This window comes from Hymenobacter seoulensis (assembly GCF_054780535.1).
This window is the reverse complement of sequence record NZ_BAAGWD010000002.1, coordinates 1,095,808-1,121,236: the sequence shown is the minus strand read 5'-3', so window position 1 is coordinate 1,121,236 and position 25,429 is coordinate 1,095,808. Positions and strand designations below refer to the sequence as shown.

Annotated in this window: 22 protein-coding genes; 5 read left to right on the top strand and 17 right to left on the bottom strand. The window is 56.9% G+C overall.

All coding sequences use genetic code 11. From position 1 onward, the window contains the following. Window positions 1–57: 57 nt before the first annotated feature. The 9 genes from ACYVHC_RS12665 to ACYVHC_RS12625 form a co-directional block, all read right to left on the bottom strand. A complete protein-coding gene (locus tag ACYVHC_RS12665) occupies window positions 58–2,793 on the bottom strand; it encodes a M56 family metallopeptidase (RefSeq protein ID WP_460614082.1) in 2,736 nt (911 codons plus the stop codon). Next, window positions 2,790–3,209: a BlaI/MecI/CopY family transcriptional regulator gene (locus ACYVHC_RS12660; protein ID WP_460614081.1), complete on the bottom strand. Its 420-nt coding sequence runs from the start codon at window positions 3,207–3,209 to the stop codon at window positions 2,790–2,792. Before ACYVHC_RS12660 ends, ACYVHC_RS12665 begins: the two co-directional genes overlap by 4 nt. A gap of 291 nt (window positions 3,210–3,500) precedes the next feature. Further along, window positions 3,501–4,217, bottom strand: coding sequence for a DUF4097 family beta strand repeat-containing protein (locus ACYVHC_RS12655; protein ID WP_460614080.1), 717 nt, complete (start codon window positions 4,215–4,217; stop codon window positions 3,501–3,503). A gap of 49 nt (window positions 4,218–4,266) precedes the next feature. Continuing rightward, window positions 4,267–5,049: a DUF4097 family beta strand repeat-containing protein gene (locus ACYVHC_RS12650; RefSeq protein ID WP_460614079.1), complete on the bottom strand. Its 783-nt coding sequence runs from the start codon at window positions 5,047–5,049 to the stop codon at window positions 4,267–4,269. Window positions 5,050–5,145: 96 nt separating this feature from the next. Next, complete coding sequence (locus tag ACYVHC_RS12645) at window positions 5,146–6,006, bottom strand: HEAT repeat domain-containing protein (RefSeq protein WP_460614078.1); 861 nt, start codon at window positions 6,004–6,006, stop codon at window positions 5,146–5,148. An 18-nt stretch (window positions 6,007–6,024) separates the two neighbouring features. After that, a complete protein-coding gene (locus ACYVHC_RS12640; RefSeq protein ID WP_460614077.1) occupies window positions 6,025–6,561 on the bottom strand; it encodes an RNA polymerase sigma factor in 537 nt (178 codons plus the stop codon). 168 nt (window positions 6,562–6,729) lie between these two features. Then, window positions 6,730–7,089 (bottom strand): dihydroneopterin aldolase, encoded by a 360-nt coding sequence (gene folB, locus ACYVHC_RS12635; RefSeq protein WP_460614076.1) that lies wholly within the window; start codon window positions 7,087–7,089, stop codon window positions 6,730–6,732. Window positions 7,090–7,278: 189 nt separating this feature from the next. Continuing rightward, window positions 7,279–8,325, bottom strand: coding sequence for a DivIVA domain-containing protein (locus tag ACYVHC_RS12630; RefSeq protein WP_460614074.1), 1,047 nt, complete (start codon window positions 8,323–8,325; stop codon window positions 7,279–7,281). A 71-nt stretch (window positions 8,326–8,396) separates the two neighbouring features. Further along, on the bottom strand, window positions 8,397–9,338 hold the full coding sequence (locus tag ACYVHC_RS12625; RefSeq protein ID WP_460614073.1) for a WD40 repeat domain-containing protein: 942 nt from the start codon (window positions 9,336–9,338) through the stop codon (window positions 8,397–8,399). Window positions 9,339–9,571: 233 nt separating this feature from the next. Here ACYVHC_RS12625 and ACYVHC_RS12620 point away from each other — a divergent pair, with 233 nt between their 5' ends. Both ACYVHC_RS12620 and ACYVHC_RS12615 read left to right on the top strand, forming a co-directional pair. Further along, window positions 9,572–10,231 (top strand): 4'-phosphopantetheinyl transferase family protein, encoded by a 660-nt coding sequence (locus ACYVHC_RS12620; RefSeq protein WP_460614072.1) that lies wholly within the window; start codon window positions 9,572–9,574, stop codon window positions 10,229–10,231. A 93-nt stretch (window positions 10,232–10,324) separates the two neighbouring features. Further along, the gene (locus tag ACYVHC_RS12615) at window positions 10,325–10,933 is read left to right on the top strand and encodes a thioredoxin domain-containing protein (RefSeq protein WP_460614071.1); all 609 of its coding nucleotides are present in this window, start codon (window positions 10,325–10,327) and stop codon (window positions 10,931–10,933) included. 101 nt (window positions 10,934–11,034) lie between these two features. Here the strand turns inward: ACYVHC_RS12615 and ACYVHC_RS12610 are convergent, their stop codons facing one another. From ACYVHC_RS12610 to ACYVHC_RS12575, 8 genes are all read right to left on the bottom strand, one after another. Further along, window positions 11,035–11,913, bottom strand: coding sequence for a transglutaminase-like domain-containing protein (locus ACYVHC_RS12610; RefSeq protein WP_460614070.1), 879 nt, complete (start codon window positions 11,911–11,913; stop codon window positions 11,035–11,037). 337 nt (window positions 11,914–12,250) lie between these two features. Continuing rightward, the gene (locus ACYVHC_RS12605) at window positions 12,251–13,153 is read right to left on the bottom strand and encodes a DUF5694 domain-containing protein (protein ID WP_460614069.1); all 903 of its coding nucleotides are present in this window, start codon (window positions 13,151–13,153) and stop codon (window positions 12,251–12,253) included. 109 nt (window positions 13,154–13,262) lie between these two features. Continuing rightward, on the bottom strand, window positions 13,263–13,841 hold the full coding sequence (locus ACYVHC_RS12600; protein ID WP_460614068.1) for a DUF1572 domain-containing protein: 579 nt from the start codon (window positions 13,839–13,841) through the stop codon (window positions 13,263–13,265). A gap of 72 nt (window positions 13,842–13,913) precedes the next feature. Beyond that, complete coding sequence (locus ACYVHC_RS12595) at window positions 13,914–14,381, bottom strand: hypothetical protein (RefSeq protein WP_460614067.1); 468 nt, start codon at window positions 14,379–14,381, stop codon at window positions 13,914–13,916. 346 nt (window positions 14,382–14,727) lie between these two features. Then, complete coding sequence (locus ACYVHC_RS12590; protein WP_460614066.1) at window positions 14,728–15,990, bottom strand: Ig-like domain-containing protein; 1,263 nt, start codon at window positions 15,988–15,990, stop codon at window positions 14,728–14,730. A gap of 203 nt (window positions 15,991–16,193) precedes the next feature. Next, a complete protein-coding gene (locus ACYVHC_RS12585; RefSeq protein WP_460614065.1) occupies window positions 16,194–17,822 on the bottom strand; it encodes an acyl-CoA carboxylase subunit beta in 1,629 nt (542 codons plus the stop codon). A gap of 207 nt (window positions 17,823–18,029) precedes the next feature. After that, window positions 18,030–19,037, bottom strand: coding sequence for an MlaD family protein (locus tag ACYVHC_RS12580; RefSeq protein ID WP_460614064.1), 1,008 nt, complete (start codon window positions 19,035–19,037; stop codon window positions 18,030–18,032). A 59-nt stretch (window positions 19,038–19,096) separates the two neighbouring features. Further along, window positions 19,097–19,912, bottom strand: a complete 816-nt coding sequence (locus tag ACYVHC_RS12575) for an N-acetylmuramoyl-L-alanine amidase family protein (RefSeq protein WP_460614063.1) — start codon at window positions 19,910–19,912, stop codon at window positions 19,097–19,099. 102 nt (window positions 19,913–20,014) lie between these two features. On the opposite strand from ACYVHC_RS12575, the gene ACYVHC_RS12570 reads away from it, so the two are divergent. The 3 genes from ACYVHC_RS12570 (at window position 20,015) to creD (ending at window position 25,427) form a co-directional block, all read left to right on the top strand. Continuing rightward, a complete protein-coding gene (locus ACYVHC_RS12570; protein WP_460614062.1) occupies window positions 20,015–22,864 on the top strand; it encodes a putative LPS assembly protein LptD in 2,850 nt (949 codons plus the stop codon). A gap of 156 nt (window positions 22,865–23,020) precedes the next feature. After that, entirely contained in the window at window positions 23,021–23,836 is an 816-nt protein-coding gene (panB, locus tag ACYVHC_RS12565) for a 3-methyl-2-oxobutanoate hydroxymethyltransferase (RefSeq protein ID WP_460614061.1), read from the top strand. Window positions 23,837–23,954: 118 nt separating this feature from the next. Beyond that, entirely contained in the window at window positions 23,955–25,427 is a 1,473-nt protein-coding gene (gene creD / locus ACYVHC_RS12560; protein ID WP_460614060.1) for a cell envelope integrity protein CreD, read from the top strand. The last annotated feature ends 2 nt before the right edge of the window (window positions 25,428–25,429 follow it).

Sequence of the window (25,429 nt, the reverse complement as noted above, 5' to 3'; positions counted from 1 at the left end):
TGCCATAAAAAAACCGGCCGCCGTTGCAGCGGCGGCCGGAGGCTAGTAGTTGGCTACTTATTCATTAATCGAAATCTGGATGTTGCGACGGGATTTGCCATCGGTTTCGGCGGGCAATTCCAGCAGCTTGCGGTATTTCTTGGCCAGCGCTTCTGGTTGCTTTTTGCCGTTTACCGTCATGCCCGAGTCGTTGAGCTGAAACTGGAAGGACTTTTCCGAAGCGCCTAGCACCCCATCCTTGCGCAACTCCTTCCGAACCTCATCGGAGTCAAAGCGAGGAGGAGCCGGAGGCGCTGGTGGAGGCGGGGGCAACTGCAAAGAAGGGGCTGGAGGGGCCATGGGGGCGCCGGAGGCCGGAGCAGCTGGGGCAGGGGGCGCCATTGGAGCGCGCGGCGGGCGCGGAGGAGCCACCATCTCGTTAACTATCGTGCGGTTAGCTTCCTGGCGGTTGATGCCAAACGTGCTCTTGGGGCCTAGCTTACGGCCCGTTTTTGACTCCACCAGGCGCAGGTATTTGTCGCGCAGGGCGGCCGATTGCTTTTTGCCATTCACCGTGAGGCTAGTGGCGTTAAGCTCCATCTGGAAGTTAGTTTCGCTTTTAATCAGGCCATCTTTGCGCAGCTCACGACGCAGGGCTTCTTCCACTTCACTGCCGCGGGCTCTTTCCGCCCGGGACTCGCTATCTAGGCGCCGCATTTCCACCTCATTGCGGCGCATTTCCAGTTCATGCCGACGCATCTCGGCATCCAGGCGGCGCATTTCAGCACTGTGGCGGCGCATCTCGGCTTCAGCCTCGCGGCGGGCATCATCAGCGCTCCGTTCGCCGTCTTGCAGTTCCTCTTCGCGCTCCAGGTCCAGTATGCGCACCGTGCCGCTTTGCTTGCGGAACTCCTCCTGTTTGCGCTGCACCTCGGCCAGCTGCTGACTAATGCGCTGGCGCTGCTCGTCGTTGAGGTTTCCGTCGCGCAAAGTGTTGCGCAAGGCCCGCTCCGCACCTTGCAGTGCGCTCAGGTGCCTAGTCCCACGCTCGAAGGTATACCCGCGCTGGTTTCCGCCAAACTGACGGCTAGCGTCAACAAAGACCTGATCCGCATCGCGCTGAATCCGGATAATCTCATTTTCGCTTATAGATGGCCGGGTGAATACAAAGTTGCGGCTAGTGTTACCGTTGAAGCCGAAACCCGAGTTGCCCGACCAGATGGTGCGGCCATTGCTAGGAAGCCGAATTACTTCCACATTTTGAGCGGCGCTCTTGCTCAATTTTTTGCTTTTACCGGTGTCGATGGGTTGACCATCGACGGTCAGGTTGGTTAGGCGGCCTTTCTTATCTTTTTCGATAACCACCGTGCTGCCACTCCCCCGCCGGGGCTCCTGCACTACCACTACTTGCTGGCCGCGCTTCCGGCGCTTTTTGGGTTTGTCCTTGTCGTCGGCATCGTTGCTGGTAGCGAAGCCGAGGCCACTATCCTCGGTTAGTTCATCCACTTCCAGTTGCTCTGTATCGGCCCACTCAGGCTCTATAGCCGGAGCCAGGGCTTGCGGCGCGGTTTGCAAAATGTGCGCGTCGGGAAGTACAAAATCGGTAGTGGCCTCGGGCTTTTTGCGGGTGGTATCGGTGGCCAAGCCCAGGAATGGCAGCCGCGACAAGGTTCCTTCGTCGGCATCCTGATCAGCAGACACCGGGCGCGGATCGGCCATGGCTACGGCGGAGGTTAAGAGCACTAAGCCCCCTAGTACTACGCAAGCCGCCATAAACCCTTCGGAAAACGTGGGAGCCGTGCGGCCTTGTACCAACCGGCGGATACGGCCCAGCACTGACCCATCAGGCCCCAGGGCTGACATTGCAAACTGATTAACGGGCTCAGGAGCCACGCTCAGCTCGGCCAACGCGGCCAAGGCGCGCGCTACGGTAAGGGGGTTGCCACCAATGAGCGCGGTAGCGGCATCATCGCAGCAGTTTTCGCGCTCGGTACGCACACACGCCGTGATAAACCATACGGCCGGGTGATAAAAGAACACCGTTTCGGCAATGGACTGCAGCAGGTTCAGGAGGTAGTCGCGGCGCTGCACATGAGCCAGCTCATGGGCCAGAATGGCTTCCAGATAGGCAGTGCTTAGGCCCGTAACGGTACCTAGCGGCAGCAGTACCACGGGCCGCAAATGCCCCACTACCACCGGCACGCGCACCAGCGCCGACTCCAGCAGTTCTATGGGTTGCGTTAGGCCGGCTTTCGTAGCCAATGCGGCCAGGCGGGCTTGCCACTCGGCTCCTAGTGGCTGCACCCGATACCGGCGCAGCCGCTGCACATACGCCAGCCCACCAAGCAGGCGAAGCGTCATGGCCAGCAACCCTAGAAGCCACGCGGCTACCAACACCGGAATATTCTGATCGAAATACTGGAGCCAAGCTGGTAAGCTTGAAGTTATAGCCACGGCTGGTTCCGTGCCTGCTACTAGGGCAGGTTGGCGGCTAAAGCCCTGGCCAGCATTGGTAGGTAATAGGCCATCGGCGAGCAAAGCCGCTTCGTCGCCGATGCTAATGCCGGCTACTGAGGTTCCGGTTGCGGGGGCGGCTGTGTAGTAGCGCAAAAACGTAACGCCCGCGAGCAACAGCAGCACCAATAGGCCAACCGTGGCGGCGCGGTAGCGCACTTCCGCACTGTGGCGGCGCAGCAATAGCAGTAAGCCGGCCAGCGCTAACGCTACTACAGCACCCTGCCAGAGCGAGTGCACCAGAGTCCAGCCCAGGGCGCGCACCAGCGCCGGAGGCAGAAGTTGTTCGAGCCAGTTCATCGGGCATCGTCGGTTGAAGGTGGGGTAGTATCGTTCTGAATCTCAATGTCGTTGAGCAGGCGCCGGATCTGGGCTAGTTCTTCCCGGGAGGTGCGGCGGTTGCCGAGCGCCTGCATTACAAGCTTCATGGCAGAGCCTCCGAAAGTGGAGTCTACAAACCGATCGAGCAGCAGGCCTTGGGTTTCTTCTTCGCGCACGGCGGCACGGTACACGTGGGTTTTGCTGTCGTCATCGCGCAGCACAATGCCTTTGTCTAGCATAAGCTGTAGCAATTTCAGCGTGGTGGTGTAGCCCACCTCCCGCTTCTTGCTGAGCTCGTCGTTCACAAATCGGACGGTACTAGGGCCGTGTTGCCACAGAACCTGCAGGATTTCCAGCTCCGATTCAGTAGGTTTGGGAATGGGGGGTTTGCTCATGGCCAAAAAGTAACCTGTCAGTAAGTAAGACACCGCGCTGCCCCGAACCGTTGCCCGGGTTCTGGCCACCCCTGCGCAAGGGCCGCCAGAGCAGCTATATTATACGAATTCATTCGTACTTCAAACATATACGAATAGAATCGTAGATACAAGCGTAATCTACGATTTATTTCGTACTATATTTCTTCCCGGGTTTTATCTTACTTATTATCACCCTTCTACTAGCTCCTAAGCTATGAAAACTCAGGAGCTAGTTGAAAGCCTAGGGTACTTCTGCCAAGAAAGCCAGCCTTATTTGCGCTTGCGGAAATACACGTCGCCGCTTACTGACTCCAGGCGCACTGCGGGGCCGCTACTGCCTAGGGTGCCCCGCAGCTGATACCCCACAATAGGGTTCTCCTTGCGGTTGGCGAAGGCAATTTCCTGATCGGTGTACACCTCGCCAGTAATGGTTTTGAATGCTACATCGGCCCCTTTCTGCGGAGGCCAGCTTACATCTACAAATCCACTGATGGATTTTGCGTCGAGCGGGGCCGTAAGGCCATTTACTTCAATGTTGCCGCTAATGGTGTTCACGCGCACCGATACGCCCGCAGGTACGGCCACATCTACCTCCACCTTCAGGCATATGCCCCCGCCGTTCGATTTGCCGTTGTTCCAGTTGCCGCCCCAACGGCTCACTCCTTGCCCATCCGGGCAATTCGTTGCTTGGCTGCTTTGCACCATCTTTTCATCGAGAATCGAGGTAATGGTGAAGCCATCGGAAGACTTGCTGGAAGTTAGTGTTACGGCCTCATTTAGTTGCCCACCGTTGATGGTGACGGTAGCGCGCAGCACCATCTCAGAGCCGCTGGCCGGATGCATTTTGATGGATGTGGCGTGTTTTAGCTCCAGGTTTAAGCGTTGCCCCGAGGACAAGGTGGCTTTTTGTTCGAGTACTTTTTGGGCGTAGGCACCCAGGCTGCTCAGCCCAAGCAGGACCGACAGCAACAGCAAGAAACGAAACATGGGAATGGTAGTAGAGGGGTGAAAGAATAGTATAGCGGCTCCTGATGGGCTATTTGGCTTTGCGCACGTACACGTCGCCGCTCACATTTTTCAGCGAGATGGAGGTGCCGCCCCCGTTGATGGCGCCATTCAGCGTCTGCCCGCCAATTTGGGTGAGGCCATTGCCATTCGCTGGCTTCGGTAAGGCCATGTCAAAATCAGTATACACCTCTCCGGATATGGTGCGCATCATGAGAGAGGCTTTGGTAGCCGCGGGCAAAGCCACATCAATAGCGCCACTGATGTTGGTGATGGCGCTTGGGCCACTGCCGAGGCTAGCGTAACGCACCGTAATGTCGCCGCTGGTGCTGCTGGCTACTACGGGGCCCGTTACGTTCAGCATCTTCACACTGGCGCTTTTCATCATCACCTCCAGCTTGCCTTGCAGGTTTTGTAGCACTACATCGCCACCGCCCCATTGTACCTCCCGGTACACCACATCGGCGGAACGCGGCACCCGAATAGTGTAGTGCCCTTCCTGCCGCGATGCTTTCACAATACGCACCGTGTTATTGGCTTCTTTCGTCACGGCCAGGCCCATGCGGGTATTGTCTTCGGCAGAGTTATACACTGCTCGTAGCCCTTCCGCGCGCTTGGGCAACTCTTCGGCCTTATCGCCTTTGATGATAATTTCATCGCCCTCGTAGCCTTCCACCGTTACCTCACTGCTGCGTTGCATTTCGATAACGACTTTACGGTCTTTGCCGCCGAGCTTGGTGCGGTATTCTTGGGCTTGCGCTGCGGAACTAGCTAGTAGCAAGCTGATAAACAGAAGAATTGTATGCTTTTTCATGAGAAAGAGTCCGTTACGGATGTGCGGTGGATTAGCCATCAGGAGCCGCGGACTCCGAGAGCTGCCCCCACGCCATATGGGAGAAGTAGGAAAAGGTTAAATCAGGATACTGAGGCCTTGGCGGGCTTGGTCGCGCACGGCAGGTAGCGCATCGGGCCGCTGCGAGAGACGCTTAAGCTGGGGCACGGCTTGTTTGTCGCGTAGCTTCACGAGCAGCTCAATTAGCGTAATCTGCACGTTGGGGTCGGTTTGTACGGGCAGGGCCTGCACCAACGCCGGGGCTACCAGCGAGTCGGCCCGCAGATTGTAGAGCGCTTCAGCCGCCGCCAGCCGCACGTTGGGGTTGGGGTCAGAGTTCAGCGTATTGATGAGCACGAGCACGGTGGGGTCGCCGGGGCGAGAAGTGCCGGATGCTTCACTCACCATCTGAATGCGGTGGCTGGCCGTTGCCGGTTGCTGGCTGGCGGCCGTAAGGCGGGCGGCCAGGCTTTGGGCCTGCATATCCGGCGAAACAGCTAGTACTGGCGCGCCGGGCCGGCTCAACAGCAGCCCAATTACAGTGCCTACGGCAAGCAACGCTATACTGGCCGCTATGCGCAGCCACATAACCGTATAGGATGCCGCCGCAGCACTAGAGGCTGCGTGCAGGGGCACTACTTTCGCTTCGTGCGGCTGCGCTGGGGCTGCTACAGGCAGGCGTGCTTTTTCAGCGGCCAACATGGCTTGAAAGTCGTCGCGCAGGCCCATGGGCGGCATTACGGGCGGCAGGTCATCAATGGCCGTGAGCAGAGTGCTGTATTGCGAGGCCCGCTCTTGGCACACTGGGCATTGGGCTAGGTGTGCTGCCACCTGCGCCCGCTCGGCGGGTGGTAGGGTGCGGGCCGCATAGTCCATCAACAACGGCTCTAGCTCAGAGCAGTCGGGCGGTGTGGGCTGGTGGTTTTCGGGGGTAAACATCACGAGGTAGTCGGGATATCAGCTGAAGTAAATTTTGCGCAAGGCCTCCAGGGCCCGGTGCGCTTTCACGCGGGCGGCCCCTTCTGAGCAGCCTAGCATCTCTCCTATCTCGGCGTAATCAAAGCCCTGGAAGCGGTGCAGCACTAGTATTTCGCGCTGCGCAGCAGGTAGCAGGGCTAAGGCTTCCTGCACATCCTGTCCATCGTAGGTGGCCGCTACCCCGGCCATGGCGGCGCGGCGCATGGTAGGCGTCCGTTCGGCCATTTCTAGGTCGGCGGCCGGCACGTGGTGCTTTTTCCAGTGGTCGGCGTACACGTTGCGGGCGAGCTGGTAAATCCAGGCCCGGAAGGGGTACGTGGGCTGGTAGCTGGTGCGGTATTTCATAATGCGCAGAAACACATTTTGCACCAAGTCCTGGGCCGTGTCAGGGTCATTGGTCAACCGTAGCAGGAAACCAAACAGCAGCCCCTGATAGCGCTCAAACAGCGTGGAAAGCTGGTCGAGGTCGTTGTCACGGACTTGCTCCATCAGGGTTTCGTCGCTGGGGCTTTGCACGGGAGTAGTAGGAGCGTTTGCGGGAGAGTTGTGAGGGGTACCGCCAGGTTTGCTATTCGTTACAGAGGTAGTAAAATATTTTTCAGGTTGCCATAAATGCCAAGCGGCTCCGCAGTGCCAGGCACCACGGAGCCGCTTGGCTCATTGCGTATTTCGATAAAATCAGGCCTAGCTGCGCCGGCGCTCCAACGTCACGCGGGCGCGGTGGCAGATGCCGCCCAGCGGTGGGTTAAACTTCGAAACGCTGACGCGTACGCTCTCGATGTAGGGGAACTCTTCCAGCACCCGGTCCATCACGCGGTGGCCAATGTGCTCGAGCAAGCGCGCGGGCGCCAGCATTTCCTCCGTCACTACCCGATACAGCACTTCATAGTTAACCGTCTCGCGCAGCTGATCTGTGGTGCCGGCCGCATGCAAGTCGGTGTCAATGTATAGGTCGACGCCGTATTTGTTGCCGATTTTCTGCTCCTCGTCGTAGTAGCCGTGAAAGGCAAAAAACTCCATTCCTTCCAGTGCAATCTGGCCCATGTAGTTCGGTAGTGAAAGTGTGAGGTGGTGAGTTGCTAGGGCTGCATGGCGCCCGAACCCTTAGTGAAGAGGTTGAAGCGCGAAGGCACCCTAGGCCCTAGGCCCGAGCAAAACTGCCCGGCACCTACAAAACAACAAAGCCTACCCTGAAAGGCAGGCTTTGTGTGTGCTTAAATTTCTGCAAGCGGCTTACAGCTCATCAAAAAACGACTTTTCGCTGAGAGTTGCGGCGGCCGCCATGCCGGGCTGGCCCGGGTGCGTGGCGGGCGAAGGCTGTGCAATTTCTGGGTGGTTGGGGCCAATGGGCTGAATATCCGGGGCGGTTGGCTCTACACGCGGGGAGTGCGGATCGGGCACCTGCGAAGGTGCCGGCGGATCGATGTGGGGCGCGGGCGAAATACCGGGGTTTTCGCGGGGGGCACCAGGGCGCTCAATTTCAGGGCCAGGCGCCTGAGCCGGCGCACCGGGGTCGGGCTGTTGGCCGGGCTTGGGATTGTAGCCGGTGGTAGTAGCCATATCAGGAGCAGCAGGGCGCTCAGAAGCTGAAACAGAGCCGCCCAGGATAGCTGCGGAACCGCCGGCAATAGCCGCGGCAGAAGAAGTGGAAGCAGTGCTAACGTACATGGCAGCGTCGGGTTTAGGTGAGTCATCCGCAGGAGTGTGCGGACGGTTCACTTTTACGCTAGCCGCGCGCGAAAGGATAGCGGCGGTGCTGGCTTTTGGCCGGTTGCGGGCTTTTTCTACTTTATCCAGCGCATCAGACGCCAGGTTGTGCAGGTCGCTGGTGAGTCCATCAAGCAGGCGCTCCAGCCGGTGGCACTCCTGGCCCAGGCCGTTTACTTCCCGCTGCATATCGGTCACTGTCCGCTCGGCTTGCTGGTAGGCATCCTCTACCACCGTGCGGGCTTTCTGTCGGGCATCGGCTAGTAGTTGCTCGGCCTGCAACTGGGCTTCCCGGATACGGAGCTGGGCATCGCGCTGGGCTTGCTCCGTAATGCTGTTGCCGGTATCCTCGGCGGTTTTGAGGGTGCGGTACAGGCTGGTTTCTACCTCGCGCATCTTGCTTACCTCCTGCGTAGCGTGCTCCAGTTTCAGGCGCAGCTCGCGGTTTTCATCGCCCATCCGCTCCCACTGCTGCGAAAGCGTTTGCAGGAAAGCTTGTACTTCGTCTTTGTCGAGGCCCCGGAAGGCTTTTTCAAAGGTTTTCTGCCGAATATCGAGGGCGGTGATTTTCATGATCAATAAGCAGTAAGCACTGAGGACAGAGGAAGTACCGGCAGCTGATGGCAATCAACTTCGACCCTTGCTCACTCCTCGTCTCTCAGTTGTAGTTGCCAAACGGCAAGGCTGCGGTCGTCGCTACACGAAACTAGCCTATTCTGCCTTCCCGGCCAAAATAACTTGTTTACGGAAGTTCCGTGGCCCGCATGCCGCGCCCGGTCTACTACCCGCAGCAGCTCCCACGACTCAGCATTCCAGAGCTTGATGCTTTTGTCCATGCTGCAGGTAGCCAGCAGCAGCCCATCGGACGAAAACGCCAGGTGGTTGATGGTAAACATGTGCGCTACAATGCTGCGGTGTTCTTGGTAGCCCGCCGCCACATCCCAGATGCGCAGGTGCGCGTCGCGGCCCGCCGTGAGCAGGTAGCGCCCATCGGGCGAGTAGGCGCAGGTAAACACGGAGTTGGTAGCGCCCTGAATCCGTTGTTTTATCTGCATTGAGGCGGTATCCAGCACATGCACCTGCCAATCGGAGCCGCCAATGGCCAGCTCGCCCCGTTCTTCGTGCAGGGACAGGCAGCGCAGGCTTTTCTCGGAGATGCGCAGCAGCGTTTCTACCCTGAAATCAGAGGTGCGCAACACGGCCAGCGTACCGTCGCCGAGGGCAACGTATAGGCGTTGCTGGGCTGCGGAGTGCACCATATCAAAGATGGCGGCCGGAGGCAGAGCCGTAGCAAAGACCAGCTTTTTTTCGGCCAGATCAATAGCCTGTACGCCTTGAAAATTGTGGCCCAGCACCAGCAAATTGCGCTCCGGCAGGTGCAGCAGCGCATACACCGAGTTTTCAACTTTGGCTACTAGCTCCCCATCTTGCTCCGCGGCCGTGTTGCGCCAGGCCGCTACCATGCCATCGGCGCCGGCCGAATAGAACACCTCCTCCCCCACCGTGCCGGCTAGTGTATACACACAGTCGCGGTGGCCGGTAAGGCTAGCGAGTTTCTGGACTTGGGGGCGCGGAAGTGACGACAAGATGGAATAGGCTGTAACGTGGGACTAGGGGTACCGGAAGCGCAAAGGTACGCGGCCCAACGTAGTTGGAGGTGGCAATCCTACGGTTCGGTTTACAGCAGAAGCACGGGTAGCAGAGTATTTTCAGCGGCATACTACCTACTAGGCCTGCACAATGTCGCAACTGTAGCGGGTTGAGGTGGCTGGGCCTATCTTTACTTTTCTGTATCGCTTCTTCTGCTTATTTCTGCTCAGTGCCGCTTCACTCGCTTTCCCCAGTTTCTCAAACGTGCTTACTAGGTCTCTGGCACCTCACCGAGTCAGCCGAGGAACTATGGCCCGCCCTACCCGCGCAGGCACATTACCTAGCTCGGTTTCCGGATGGGCGCGATGCGCTGCGAGCGCGGCAATGGTTAGCGGGACGTGTACTGGTGCACCAATTGCTGCGGGAACTAAACGATGCGCCTGCTACCCTCGCCAATGACGTAAACGGACGGCCGTACTTGCAGGAGCTGCCTGATTTTGGCGTTTCGCTCTCCCACTCCGGCGAGTGGGTGGCCGCAGTAGTTTCCACGCACGCAGCGGTTGGCACAGATATTGAACTGGTTCGCACCAAAGCGCAAAAGTTGGCTCGCCGGTTTCTATCGGAAACGGAGCAGGCCAACGCCGGCGATGATGCAGTGAAATATAGTCTCTACTGGAGTGCCAAGGAGACGCTTTATAAGCTGCATAATCGGCGGGGCCTGGTGTTTAAAGAGCAATTATTGCTCGATCCGTTTGAGCTGCGGGAGGCTGGTGTTTTGACGGGACACTTGCTGCTCGAAAACTCCCGCAGCCAACACCAGATTCACTATTCTTACCCCAGTCCGGGCTACGTACTCACGTATGCCGTAGGTGAAGTGGTGAAAGCGTAGCATGCCGAGGAAGCCGCTGTGCATGCGGCGGCTCTCTCTTGTTTTCGTTACCGTTTTCTCATCTTGCCAGTCACCATTTCACTTTTCTTCCGCATGTCTCTTCGCCGCATTTCCATTCTAACTGCCGCCACCCTGTTGTTTTGCACTGTGGCAGTAGGTGTAGCCCGCGCGCAAGGCAGCCGCTCCGTCTCTGATTTCAGCCTCAAAAACAGCGCGAACACCGAAGTCGCCCTGAAAAGTTACGCCAGCAGCAAGGCCGTAGTGGTGGTGTTCGTGAACCCAACTTGTGCCTTCTCTAAGCTGTACCAAAACCGCCTGAACGCGCTGAGCGCTGAGTATGGCGCGAAAGGCGTGCAGTTTCTGTTCATCAATACGCCCATCAACCTGGAAGCCAGCGCCGCAGACTCCGACACGGAAAAGCTGAAGGTAAAAACCCTAGGCGCTGACCTGCCCTTGCTGACTGACGAGAGCCAACAAGTAAGCACCCTGCTTGGGGCCACCAAAACCCCGGAAGTAGTGCTGCTCCAGCCCACCGCCGATGGGTTTGCCGTGCGCTATAAAGGTGCCATTGATGATAACCCCCAGGTAGAAGGCTACGTGAAGGAGCGCTACCTGGCCCAGGCCCTCAACAACGTACTAGCCGGCCGCCCCGCCGGCGTGGCTGATAAGCGCGCCGCTGGCTGCCTGATTAAGAAATTCTAAGGGTTAGCCACCGTTACTACCCTAGTAAAACGTACAAACCCCTGACTACATGGAGTAGTCAGGGGTTTGTACGTTTTACTAGGGTAGTGTTTTAGCGCAACCTACTCGGCGTCGGGGTCTTGTTGGCTATCGGTAGTGGGGCCGGCTTCATCGGTTAAGATGGCGAGCAAGGTGGCTACCTCGGCTGCTTTGCTAGGCTCCTGTAGCTTCTCAAAGCTGAGTTGCAGGTTGCGCAGGGCCCGGCGCACAATATCAATGTGCGAGCAGGGCTCAAAGAACATTTCGTTGGGCGTCAGGTTCAGTTGCCCGATGTAGTGCTCAATATCAGTTCGCGAAAGCACCAAGCCCCGGTTGTAGCAGTTGATGTAGAATGGCTCCAGCGGAGGATCGAGCTTATACGTCAGCACAAACAGGTTCGGCAGGTTCACGCCAAACACCGGCAGCTTCAGGCGCTGGGCCACCAGTAGGTAAATTACGCACAGCGTGAGTGGATTGCCGCGGCGCGTTTCCAGCACCCGGTGCAGCATGGAGTTAGCCGGCGAATGAAAGTTTTGGGTGTTAGCGGCAAACTTGTGCGTCCGGAACAGGACGTAGTTAAGGGTCTGAACCTGGTCGGCGGGGTGCATTTCCGGTTGCAGCAGCGTCCAGGCTTCAAACCGCAGCTGCTCAATGGCGCGGTTCAGCACCTGAAAATCAGCATCAGGGTACTGATACGAATTCAGGAGCCACATGCCTTCCAGCAAGTTTTCGCCGCCCGACTCGCGCCACACACGCAGGCGCTGCTGCAACCCCTCGAACTGCAGATGGTGGATCAGATCCTCCAAGCGTTGCTGCTGCTGCGAGTCCAGCGTTTCTTCCCACGACTCTTCCAGAAACGGAATGATGCTCTCGCCCAGCGTCTGGATTTTCTCCTGAATATGCGGGGCAATTTCCGGGTCGTCGAGCAGGGAGATAAGGGCTTTAATCTCTTTGTTGGTCATGTAGCAGATCGGCCGGGAGCCGAGTAGGCTACCAGGTGTACGGGAAGAGGCAAATAAAAGCATCTGACGCGGTTTTGCCGTCGTCGGTTGCCAAGAATTAACATATTCCCTAAGTGATATTGTTCAACCAACCGGCCTTATTCGTCCTCGAAGGCTAGCAGAAGCGCGTTATAGCCGCCTTTATCACTGAGTACTAGCCCCCTGACAGGCCGCAACCGCCGCATTCCGCCGAGGAAGCCAGCCCAACGAAAGTCTATATTTTCGAGTGCGTAACAGCTACCACCCCTGTTTTTCACTAGGTATTCCTGCACCCAAACAGCTCTACCGACCCGCCTGCTTACTTTAGGTAGGCGCTCACCGGTATCAGCTTAAAAGCCGGATCATCGGCAAAAATTTTGGGCAAGGTGGCAGCGTGACGCTGCCCCATAATTACCAGAATGCGCTTGCCTTTTTCGCGCAGTTGGGTGGTCACAATGTTCGAATATATTTTCAGGTCTCTCTCCTTGAAGATGGAAATATATTCGGCCCCGATGTACTGCTTGTTCACATACGCTGTGTCTACGTACTGCGCCGGCGGGTTGGTAAACTGGCCGTTTTTCACGCGCGCCGGATTCACGAACATCACCCGGTAAGTCCAGTCCAGCACCTCCGGATCGTTCATGAACAACAGAAACTCACTGAGCGTCGCGTTGCCTTCCTTGAAACGGATTTCCGCCTGCTTACCTACATTCGAGAATTTAGCCGCGTCCGTCTGATACAGCTCAAAATTTTCCCCACTGGTCAGGATGCGGTTCGATACGGCCTCATAATAGTCAGCGGAAAAAAGGCGCGAGCGGTTTAGCATCTTACCTAGCCGGTAGCCAAACTGAAACCGCTCGGCCCGGCCATAGGGAATATCCTCCAGCTTCACCTTATCGGTTTTGTACAGGGTATAGAGGCTATCCAGGCTGGATTGCTCCTCGGGGGTAGTTTCAATCATGATAATATCCGGATTGAACTTAGCCAGTTGCTTGGTTACCTGGGCTACCTCCTGCTGGCGCTGGGCACTGAACAAGTCGCCTTTAGGAAACTCCTTGTAAAACCCTTCCTGCCCGAAATGCGAGGAACCCAGTATCATAATCTGCGCCTGCGCTTTGGGTTTGTCAGCGGCAATGGTTTTTACCACGGTTTTGTAGTCTTGCGCGTAGCTACCGGTAACAGCCACCAGGGCAAGTAGCGTGGTCAGCAAGCTCTTTCTCATTCGGGATAGTGTAAGTGGAGTAAGGACAGAAAGTATATAGTAACGCAGGCGCTGACGTACGCAAGCGCAGGAGGAATTATTGCGTAGCCCCAAGTGCAGCAACAAGCTACTACACTTGGGGCGGTGTGGTGTTCAGGTAGTCGTCGGTGAAGTGGGCTTTGTGCGGAGGCTGGGCAAACTTATCAGCGTTGAAAGCCGCCGAATTTCCGCGCGGAATGGAGAGGGACTGCCACGCTCCGGCCTGCACCATTTTGCCAATAAACACGATTTGCCCCACGTGGTAAGGGTAATGCGCCAGCTGCCGGTTAATAGCTTCCGTAACCGAGTGGCCTTGGTTGCGAATGTACACGAGTTGGTCCCAGTTGGCGGGCGTCAGAGAATCCAGGGCCGCAAACAAGCACTGCCAGCCCTCCTCCCACTTAGCCAACATGTCAGCACGGCTTTGGAGGTCGTTGTCGAATTCGGCTTCGCGCTGGCGCCACTCCTTTTCGCCATCCGTAGTCAGAAAATCCGTCCAGCGCGAGAGCATGTTGCCCCATAGGTGCTTCACAATGGTAGCAATACTGTTGCTTTCCGGGTTAACCTGCCAGAACAAAGCCTCATCGGGCAGTTGACGAAAGGTGTTATCCCCGAGCAGCTTGTAGTACTCGAACTGCTTGCGGACACTGGTGAGGTAGTCGGTCGTCATGGCAGGGGTAGCAGAGGTTGAGATGACTGGTGGAATATAGCAGTCTTTCTGGTTGCCCCAGCCGGTGCTTCCCTAGCCCAACAAGCCAGCCAAACCCTTCACATTGAGCCGAGCGAATTTCCGGACCCGCTCAAACTTAGCCGTAGCCGCTTCCAGCTCCTCATCCTCGGGCTGCTTGGTAACCACGTGCGTGTGCAGCAGCTCAAATACTGAAGCCGCAATATCCATATAACCCAGAATGAGCAAATAGAGCTGCTTCTTTTCGTCCTCGGAATAGCCTTTAGTCCGGATGGCTTTTACCAACACATCTAGCTGCGCCGTTTCATCAGTGTACAAGTCGCGGAGGCCACGGCGGGCGCTTTGGTAATCAGCCTGCTGCTCTTCGGTTGCCGTGTGCAGCGCAAACGGGAACGCCTCCACAAAGGCCGTGGCTTTCAGAAAGGTCTTCTCGGCGCTGTACACCGCTGCTAAGTGCTTTTGCAGGCTGGTCCAGAGGCCAGTGCGGGCTTTATTAAAGGCGGAGATGGTGGCGTCAGTCACGAGTGGAAAGCTACATGGGTGGAGGGCAAAGGTACGCGGCCTTGCTATGGGTTTGGCGATGCAGGCAGCCTAGTAGTAAAAACGAAAAGCGGGACAATTACTTTCTCATGGCTTTTGGCGACACAGATAGTTGATACGTCTTCCCGTCTTTGCCAAAGGCCCATACATTGCTTACGTCCCGCAACGTTAGATAGAGCTGGCCCTGCCGCACCTTCCGCCGCAGTAATCGGTTCGCGTATTGCTTATCCTGTTTCTCCGATTCGGCGGTTGTAACGCCCAATTTGGGTGTCCGGCGGTAAGAGCGTGCCATCAGTTCTCCACTATGAGTACAGTTGTAAATCCACGGCTACTTCGTCTTGAACTGAATGGTGTACTCCTGCCGCAGCGGGTAACCGTCCTTGGATTTAAAGCCGCGTGGTGTCACCACAAACTCGTACTCGTGGTTGGGCTGTAGCTCCACTTCGAGGGTAAAGGCGGTATGATCGGGGGAGAAGCCGACGGGTTTCTTCAGCGGGAAATATTCTTTGCCGCGTGGACCTGGCGTAAAGGAAGTAGCATCGTCCATTTCCCGGTCGAAATGAATCACGAGTTCTTTCACGCTGGCATCCAGGGTAGCGCTGCCGCTGGTAGCCGGAGTGGTGCTCACTACCTGCGGTTGCCGGGCCGCAAACGCCGCTAGCAGTTCCGCCTTGTTCCAGCCCTCGGGGTAGTACCCCGACTGCTTCACGAACCGCTCCACAGCGTCTGGGTTAGCGTACTCCAGCTCGATGATATCCTTGATGGCCTGCCGCTTGTTCTTGGCCTGTGTGTAGTAGGCCTTGTTGATAGCGTAGCCCATAAAGTACCCCAAATCGGGGGTAGCGCTGTAGATGGCGCCGTTGTAGAGCCAGTGCGAGTAGAGCGAGGAAAACATTTCCTGCTTGAAGGCTTCCCGCAACTCCTTTTCATGCGCGGCCCCGTAGGTGAGGTAACTGGCCCGCATCGGCTGTCGCATCACCAGTTCCGTCACAAAATCACAGGCACCTTCCTTCAGCGACTGGCCTAATAGGCTGGCATCTCCGCCATGCTGCTGGGTATGCACATACTCGTGCACGTTCAAAGGCACGATGTTGTCCAGCGTCTGCTCCTTGAGCACAGTTGCCAGCCACGGATTTTTAAACTCCGACACATCGGTCAGCGCAGTTCCCGTCGCTATTTCCGTCCCGATGAGCACCTTGTTTCCCTCTACGGTCCCACCTGAGCGCAGCCCGCCCACCGTGAAGTACATGCTGGCTTCCCGCAGCTCTGGGTAGAGCCGCTTGAACCGGCGAATGCTTTTCTCGATGCCCTTTGTTTGAGACTTCACCGCCAATGTATTCGGCCGGATAGACGCCCAATACTTGGGAAGCTGGTTGATCAAATCAACCCACAGCTCTGCTGAGTAGTCCCGCGCTTTCATGAACGCCACCAATCCTTCTGTGCCCGGCTTGATGTACAGATTGTTGATGTAGGCCAGTTGCTTGGTCCGGTCTGTGGTGGTTCGGACGCTGTCATAGGCTACCCAGAAACGGTCAACATCCTCCGTAAAAACCTTTTGCTTGCTGGCAGATTGCCCTAAGGCCGATTTCATAGCGCCAGCCAGTAGTAGCAGGCATAAGCTTTTCTTTATGTGTATAATGGTCTTGGCAGCCAGCAGCGAATAGTAGTAGCGACGCAAAATATATCTAGAAACTTACTAATGCTGACTACTCTAAAAAGCACGCGGCCCGCCGCACCAAGTGGTACATGCGGGCCGACAATGCCAATTTAAAAATTCACTATCTAGGCCCTATCTCACACCTGAATCACACCCACGTTGTAGGCCTTTTCAATGGGCGCGTGGTTGGCCATGGATATGCCTTGGGAAATGACTTTGCGGGTTTCCAGCGGGTCGATGATGGCGTCTACCCAGAGGCGTGCTGCCGCGTAGTAGGGCGAGAGTTGCTCGTCGTAGCGGGCTTTGATGCGGTCTAGCAGCTCCTTCTCGGCTTCAGGCGTGATGACTTCGCCTTTGGCTTTCAGGGAGGCCACCTGAATCTGGAGGAGGGTGTTAGCAGCGGCAGCACCACTCATTACGGCCAGCTGGGCCGTGGGCCAAGCCACAATCAGGCGCGGGTCGTAGGCCTTGCCGCACATGGCGTAGTTGCCGGCACCGTAGCTGTTGCCGATAATAACCGAGAACTTGGGCACCACGGAGTTGGCCATGGCATTCACCATTTTAGCGCCGTCCTTAATGATGCCACCGTGCTCACTCTGCGAGCCCACCATAAAGCCCGACACATCGTGCAGGAACACCAACGGAATGCGCTTCTGGTTGCAGTTCATGATGAAGCGCGCGGCCTTATCAGCGGAGTCCGAGTAGATAACGCCGCCCATCTGCATGGCGCCTTTCTTGGTCTTCACGATTTTGCGCTGGTTGGCTACAATGCCCACGGCCCAGCCATCGATGCGAGCCAGCCCGCAAATCAGCGTCTGGCCATACAGGTCCTTATAAGGCTCAAACTCCGAGTCATCCACCAAGCGGTTGATGATGTCCATCATGTTGTAGGGCTTCACCCTATCGGCGGGCAGCAAGCCTAGTAGTTCCTGTGGGTTTTCCTTGGGTTGAGCGGGTGCTTTGCGCGAGAAACCAGCGGTAGCGTGGCCACCCAGCTTATCGAAGATATTCCGGATGTGGTCAAGGCACTCTTCGTCGTTCTGGAACTTATAGTCTGTCACGCCCGAAATTTCGGAGTGCGTGGTAGCCCCGCCTAGGGTCTCATTATCGATAGACTCCCCGATGGCCGATTTTACTAGGTAGGAACCTGCCAGAAACACCGAGCCCGTACCGTCTACAATCATGGCCTCGTCGCTCATGATGGGCAGATACGCGCCACCAGCCACGCAGGGGCCCATAATGGCAGCCAATTGCACAATGCCCATGCTGCTCATCACGGCGTTGTTGCGGAAGATGCGGCCGAAGTGCTCCTTATCGGGAAAAATCTCGTCCTGCATGGGCAGGTACACCCCCGCGGAATCGACAAGGTAAATAATGGGCAGCTTGTTTTCGATGCTGATTTCCTGGGCCCGCAGGTTCTTCTTGGCCGTAATCGGGAACCAGGCGCCGGCTTTCACGGTGGCATCGTTGGCGACTATTACGCACTGGCGGCCCTGCACCCAGCCAATGACTACCACCACGCCGCCACTGGGGCAGCCGCCTTCCTCCTGGTACATGCCCTCGCCGGCAAAAGCTCCGATTTCAACGGTTTCCGAGTCTTTGTCGAGCAGGTACTCAATTCGCTCGCGGGCTGTGAGCTTGCCTTTGGCTTTGTGAGCTTCAATGCGCTTTTCGCCGCCGCCAAGGTGCACTTTCTTAAGGCGCTGTTGCAGCTGAAAAGTAAGTTGCTTAATGCTGTCTTCGTTTTTGTTGAACTCGAGGTCCATGCGGGTGGGATGGGTAGTGTGGGTGGGAAAGGTGAAACAACAGGCAGATGAACAGGCACGTTTGTCGGCTGCCAGCACCTAGTAGCGCGGGCCAGAGCCAACATTAGCTGTTCACTACCTCCTGGTTTCACCACAGGAAGGAACAAAAAATCCGCCCCCGGAAGGGGCGGATTCAAAGGTAATAGATTGCAGTAGTAGGGCCGCAGGCTATTTCACCGTGGTTTTAGCTTCCGTTTCTACGGTGCTGCCGTTGGGCTGTGTAGTAGTGGTTTCTACTTCCTGCTTGCTCTTTTTGGCCTTGCCCCCGCCAAATACCGAGAAATGCACGTAGCGCTTGGGATTGGCCTGTAAGTCTTTGATCAGGGTATTGGAGCTGGCGGCGGTGGCGTTGAGGTTATTATAGAGCAACGTGTCGCTGATGAGCTTACCCAAAGAACCTTTCTGGTCGGTGAGGGAGCGGTTAAGCGTGGTCATGGTGCTTTGGGCTTCCGTCATGGTGGCGTTGAGCTTGCGCATGGCCGGGCCTACTGGTGCGTTCTTGAGTGAGTCGCTGAGCAGGGCAAAGTTGCTGGCAATCCGGTCGAACTTCGCACTGGTCTTATTCAGGTCGGATGTGAGGCGAGCCATGTTGGTGGTAATCTGGTTAATGTTGCGCTGGTTCATCAGCAGCAGGTTCTTTAGCGCCTCCGTGCTGCCCTGCGCATTTACCAAGGTAGCCTGCAGGCTCACTTTGGCATCTTTGCTCAGGAAGCTGTTCACTTTAATCAGTGTTGAGTCGACAGTACCCAACACCGGCAAAGCTTTGGCCTGGAACGCATCCGTAATGCTGGCCACTGTGTACGACTTCAGCTCTTGGCCGCCCTCATACACCTTGGTGTTTTTGCCCAGAAACAGCGTAATGGTTTTGGAGCCCAGCAGCGAGCCACTCAGACTAGCTACCGTTGAGTCGCCAACCGTCACGCCCTTCTGGAGTTCCACGGCTACCTTCACGCGGTTTCCTTCCTCGGGCAGCAGGCTCATTTCCTTTACCTGGCCCACCTTGATGCCGTTGAGAATCACCGGATTGCCTATGGTCAGGCCATCCACGTTATCATACTTGGCATAATACGTTCGGTCTGAAGAGAGCAAATTGCTTCCCTTCAGGAAGTTGAAGCCCACAACAAGCAGGGCAACAGCGACAATGCCCAGCAGGGCTACTTTGATTTCTTTCGACACGGAGTCAGCAGTTGATGAGAGAGGCGGGGCTAGTGGCCCGGTTACCCGAGCCGAAAGGGCTATTCGCCGGAATTTGCTTCCAACTCGTTCTTGTAGTCGCGGAAGGCCCGGTAAATACCCGAGGCCATATACGATTGCCCGGTTTTATCGTTCAGATACAATTCTTCCTGACGGTTAGTTAAAAATCCGGACTCAATCAGGGCTGCCGGCATCGTTGACTTCCAAAGTACCAGAAAGCCAGCCTGCTTTACTCCTCGGGAAGGCCGCCCCACTGTAGTCCGGAACTGACGGTCGACTTGCTGAGCAAACCGAATGCTGTTTACCATGTGGGCGCTTTGGAACAGTGAAAACAGAATGTGACTTTGCGGCGACGTCGGATCGAAGCCATTATAGCGCTCTTTGTAGTTTTCTTCCTGCAGAATTACCGAGTTTTCGCGCTTAGCTACGCTCAGGTTGGCGTCGGTCTTGTGCGGGCCCATCGTCCAGACCTCGGTACCATAGGCGGAAGGGGCACTGGCATTGCAATGGACGGAGATGAACAGGTCGGCGTTGTGCTTGTTGGCTAGGCCGGCGCGGTCGGCCAACTCCACAAACACGTCGGTTTTGCGGGTGTACACCACCTTCACGTCGGGCATGTTTTCCTCAATCTGCTGCCCTAGGGCCAGAATGATTTTCAGAGCCACATCGGCCTCCCGGGCTTTTACACCCGCGCAGCCGCGGTCTTTGCCACCGTGCCCGGCATCCAACACTACGGTCCGGAGCTTATATTTATAGGGCGCCCGGCCGCCGGGCGCCGAAGCCCGCGGAGTGGAGAAACTAATAGAGCCGGCGAGAAATAACAGGGCCGCCGCGCCCAGAGCGACAATATTCCGCACGGAGTTCGTTAGTTGGGGTAGCGACCCGCTACCTTTGCAAACCGCCACAAAATAAACGATAAAAACTACGTGGCCTCATTCGCGCCTGTGATCCATTCATTATTGCGTGCATTATACCAGTTGCGTCAGCAGCCTTTGCTGCTCATCCTAGGGCTGAGCATAGGCCTAGTACGGCCCGGCTACAGCCAGCAACGGCCCCGTACAACTAATGTTCCGGCTGATGTACGGCCGGCGCCCCGCGTGGTTAACCCACCCCGCACAAATGCCCCGGTACGCGATACTACTCTCCTCTCCGGCGGCACCCCCGACTCATTGAACGTAGCCGCTGGCGGCCGAAAAGGCGCTGTGGAGTCAACGGTGAAATACAAGGCTCAGGACTCTATCCGGTTTGAGGTCCAGAACAAGCGCGCTATACTCTACGACAAGGCCAACGTGGATTATGGCGACATGAACCTGAAGGCCGCCATTATAACCGTTGACTACAGCCGCAACATTGTAACGGCCGAGGGAGCGCCTGACTCGACGGGAAGAGTGCGAGATAAGCCCGTGTTCAAGCAAGGCGCCGAAACCTACCAAGCCGGCCGCATCGACTACAACATCAAATCAAAGCGGGGCCGGATTACGGACGTAGTAACGCAGCAGGGCGAAGGCTACATTCACGCCGAAACCATCAAGAAGAATAACCGCAACGAGCTCTTTGGCCTGCACGGGCGCTACACCACCTGCAACCTCGAGCACCCTCACTTTTACATTAATGCCTCCAAAATGAAGGTGACCCCGGGCGAGAACGTCGTGACGGGTCCTTTCAACTTGGTAATTGGGGACATTCCGACGCCGCTGGGCTTTTTGTTTGGCTACTTCCCTACCCCTAAATCCAACAAAAGGGCCTCGGGCTTTATCATTCCTACCTTCGGGCAGGCTGCCGACCGGGGCTTTTTCCTGCGCAATGGCGGCTACTACTGGGCGGCCAACGAGCACATTGGAGTGCGCCTTACCGGCGACATTTACTCCGGTAATGCGGAGCGTTTCGGGGGCTGGCGTGGTACGGCTGAGATGCAATACGTCACGCGCTACCGCTACAGCGGCCTGTTCACGTTCAACTACAGCTCGCAGCCCACGGAGCGCCTGCTTGGCAGCACCGATGTAAACACAAACCCTACGTTTAACGTCCCGCGCTCATCACGCACCTTCCAGCTGGCCTGGAACCACACGCCAGTGGCGCGCCCAGGGGGCGGGCGGTTTTCGGCCAACGTGAACGTGAGCAGCAACAACTATTTCCGGCAGAATAGCTACGATCCGCGCCAGTTCCTGACCCCGGCCTTCTCTTCTACTATCAGCTACTCCAAGCAGCTGCGCAATGCGCCCATCAACTACGCCCTGCAGCTGAGCCAAAGCCAGAACACGCAGACCGGAACCATGGACTTTACGCTGCCCGACGTGACGGTAGGTGTGGCCCGGCAATATGTATACGAGCTGCTGGGGCTTGACCCGAAGCCCTTCTATCAGCAGCTAGCCTTCTCTTACGACCTAACTTATCAGAACCGCCTTACTAACTCCTTGCCTTCCCGGCAGATCAACGGCGGCGCTATTCCTCTGATTGGGGGCTCGAACTCCGTGACCTTGGTCCCGTTGCAGTTCTCAAACTTCTCGAAGCTGCTGCGAAACTCCCAGACGGGTATGCGCCACAACTTTGGCATTACGCTGGGCAACTACACGCTGCTGCGGCACTTCAACCTGAACCCGAGCGTGACCTACGGGGAAATCTGGTATTTCAAGAAGCTGGACTACCAGTACAACGAAACCGCGCAGGCAGTTAAAATTGATACCATTCCCAGCTTTAACCGCCTGAATAGCTACACGGCCGGCCTGAACCTGAGCACTAACTTCTACGGCACTATTAACCGGAAAGGCACCCGCAAGATTCAGGCGCTCCGCCACAAAGTTACGCCTAACTTCAGCTTTAGCTATGCCCCTGGCCCGCGGGCCAACAACCCAGCGTTTACCGGCCCCATTGAGCTGGCTGGCCTGCGTGATCCTTCTACCGGGCGGCTGTACTCGGAGGCGGAAACCTACCAGGCCAACAACGGCTTTCTGTTTCCGCGCTTCAATGGGTTCCTGTACGGGGTACCCACGGCCAGCGAGGTGCGGCAGCTGAGCTTCTCGCTACAGAACTCGGTGGAAATGAAGGTGCGCAACTCCAACGACACCACCGGCACTACCCCTTTTAACAAGGTAAGCCTCATTGATGGGCTTGACTTTAGCACCGGCTACAATTTTGCCGCGAACCGCCTGCGGCTGGCTCCGCTCAGTACTACGTTTCGGACGCAGGTAGCGCGCAAGCTGAATATTACCATCAACGGTAACTTCGACTTTTACCAGCGCGACTCGTCGGGCACCATTCGCAACAAGTTTCTGTGGCAGCAGAAGAACATTCGCCTGGCCCGCTTGGCTACGGCCAATGCCTCGCTTACCTATCAGTTTAACCCTAGCCAGGGCACGCGCAAATCCACCATTAAGCGAGATGCCGCGCCAGTGAACGACCCCACACTAGGCTCGCCCGACCGCCTAAACCCTTACGAGGATTACGTGGATTTCAACATTCCTTGGGAGCTGAACACCAGTTTCACGGCCTCCTACGCCGACCAGGGGCCCCTGCCCTCGCGGCCGGGCCGCATTCGCAACAGCCCGTATACAGCGGCCTCGCTGAACCTCAACGGCTCCGTAAAGCTCACCGAAACCATGCGCTTTGGCTTCAGCACCAACTACGACTTTGCCAACCAGACCATGGCCTTCACAACCCTGGATGTGACCAAAGACCTGCACTGCTGGCAGATAACGGGCAACTGGCGGCCCTTTGGCCAAACCCGCGGCTACTTTGTAACCATTGCAGCTAAGTCGTCGCTGCTGCAGGACTTGAAGCTAAGCCGCAACCGCACATTCCTGAACTATTAGCCGCAGCCTGGGCAGGTTTGGGCATGCAAGAGGGCTAGTAAAGGAGGAGGCCGCCGCTATTTTCGGAAAATTCCGCAGCTTTGGCTTTCGGTAAGGCTGAGTTACTGCTGTAGTGGCCGCCGGTTTCCTCATTCATATGCTCCAAAGTTCCTAACAATGTCCCAGCACAAAGAAGTTAAGCTCGTGACCACGCACCAACTGCTGGCCATGAAGCAGCGCGGCGAGAAAATATCCATGCTCACGGCCTACGACTTCTCGATGGCGCAGATTCTGGACGGCGCGGGTGTGGATGTGCTGCTAGTTGGCGACTCGGCCTCGAACGTAATGGCCGGCCACGAGACAACGCTACCTATCACGCTGGACCAGATGATCTATCATGCCCAGAGCGTGGTACGGGCTGTGAAGCGGGCGTTTGTGGTGGTGGATATGCCGTTTGGTTCGTATCAGGGCAATTCGTCGGAAGCACTGCGCTCGGCTATCCGCATCATGAAGGAATCGGGTGGGCACGGTATTAAGCTAGAAGGCGGCGCCGAAATCAAAGACAGCATCACGCGCATTCTGACGGCTGGCATTCCGGTGATGGGCCACCTAGGGCTTACTCCGCAAAGTATTTATAAATTTGGCACCTACACGGTGCGGGCCAAGGAAGAAGCCGAGGCCCAGAAGCTGATCGAAGACGCGCTGCTGCTAGAGGAAATTGGCTGTTTTGCCCTGGTACTGGAGAAGATTCCATCTTCCCTGGCCAAGCAAGTAGCCGAAAAGCTTACTATTCCGGTTATTGGCATTGGCGCCGGGCCTGATGTGGACGGCCAAGTGCTGGTAGTGCACGATATGCTGGGCATCACCAAAGAATTCAAGCCTCGTTTTCTGCGTCGCTACGCCGAGCTGGGTGACCTGATGCACGACGCCGTACAGCGGTACATTCAGGACGTGAAGGCCCGCGAGTTTCCTACGCAGGACGAAGCATACTAGGCTACTTCAGAACAGCAAGTCTGCTTCGGGCGGGTAGGCCACCTAGTACGTTTTCTGCCCGCAGAAAACCAAATTCAGTTATACGTACGCCCTACGGCCCCGAAGCCCGACGTTTCCCATGTCTTCGCCATCTACTTTCGAACGCCTCAATACGTGGGTCCGGCATTCGGTGACCATCAAGCTGCTGTCTATCGGCATCCTGATCTTGCTGCTGCTGATTCCGGCCTCGATGGTAGAGAACCTGGTGCAGGAGCGGGCCACCACCCGCGACCTAGCCACGGCAGAGGTAAGCGCCAAATGGGGCGGTCCGCAGCAGTTTACAGGTCCGGTGCTGGTGGTACCTTACCGCCGCCTGGAGCGCGACGCCAAAAACCAGCTGCTGGAAAGCACGAGTTACGCCTGCTTTCTGCCCGACACGCTGCTGATCGACGGCTCACTAGCCCCTGAACGACGCCAAAGAGGCATATACGACGTGGTGGTGTACAGCTCACGGCTGCGTGTGAAGGGCACTTTCCAAACTGCTTCCCTGGCCGATTGGAATATTAACCCCACCGACATCCGCTGGCCCGAAGCCTTTGTAGCGGTGGGCCTATCGGATATGAAAGGCATTCGCAATGGCATTTCACTACGGTGGGACGGGCGGCCCATAGCCTTTGAGCCGGGCGTACCCTCGCCCGACGTAATGCCCGTCTCCTCGGCTCCCCAAACCAGCTCCCTGACCTTCGAAGTACAGCAGGCCACCCGCTATGCTGGCACTGCTGAAATTGACCTGACAGCTGGCAACAACGGCCTGGCAACGGAAGCCATGAGCTCTCCGGTGCCGCTCCCTGACGCCGCTAGCCTGGCCCAAAAACATACCTTCGAATTTAACATTGCTCTCAACGGTAGCTCGGCACTTTTCTTTGCTCCACTAGGTCGGGAAACGCGGGTACAGCTGCGGGCGCCGTGGCCTGACCCGAGTTTCGGAGGGGCCTTTTTGCCGCGCCAGCACAGCGTAACGTCCCAAGGGTTTGAGGCTACCTGGCGCGTGCTGCACCTAAACCGTAGCTACCCCCAACGCTGGCGCACCGCCGACTTCCGCCCCGATGTTGACAACTCAGCATTCGGCGCCCGGCTGATTGTGCCCGTTGATGAGTATCAGAAAAACATGCGGGCCGCCAAGTATGCCTTGCTGCCCATCTCGCTAACGTTTCTGATTTTCTTTTTTGTAGAGGTACTTAACCGCAGGCGAATCCATCCTTTTCAGTATATTCTGGTAGGTTTGGGCCTCGTTATTTTCTACGTGCTGTTGCTGGCCCTTTCCGAGCATATGTCGTTTAATGCGGCGTATGCCCTAGCTGGTCTCGCTATTATTGGGCTCGTAACGGCTTATGCGGCTAGCATATTCCGGCAGCGCCGCCTTATTCTCATCACGGCCGCAGTACTGACCCTAGTGTATGGCTTCGTGTTTGTAGTGCTTCAGCTCCAAGACTATGCTCTGCTGATTGGCAGCCTGGGCCTGCTGCTGGTACTGGCCATCGTGATGTATCTCTCGCGGCACATCAATTGGTATGCTACCGATGATGCCCCCGCTGAAACTTCAGTTGCTTAAAT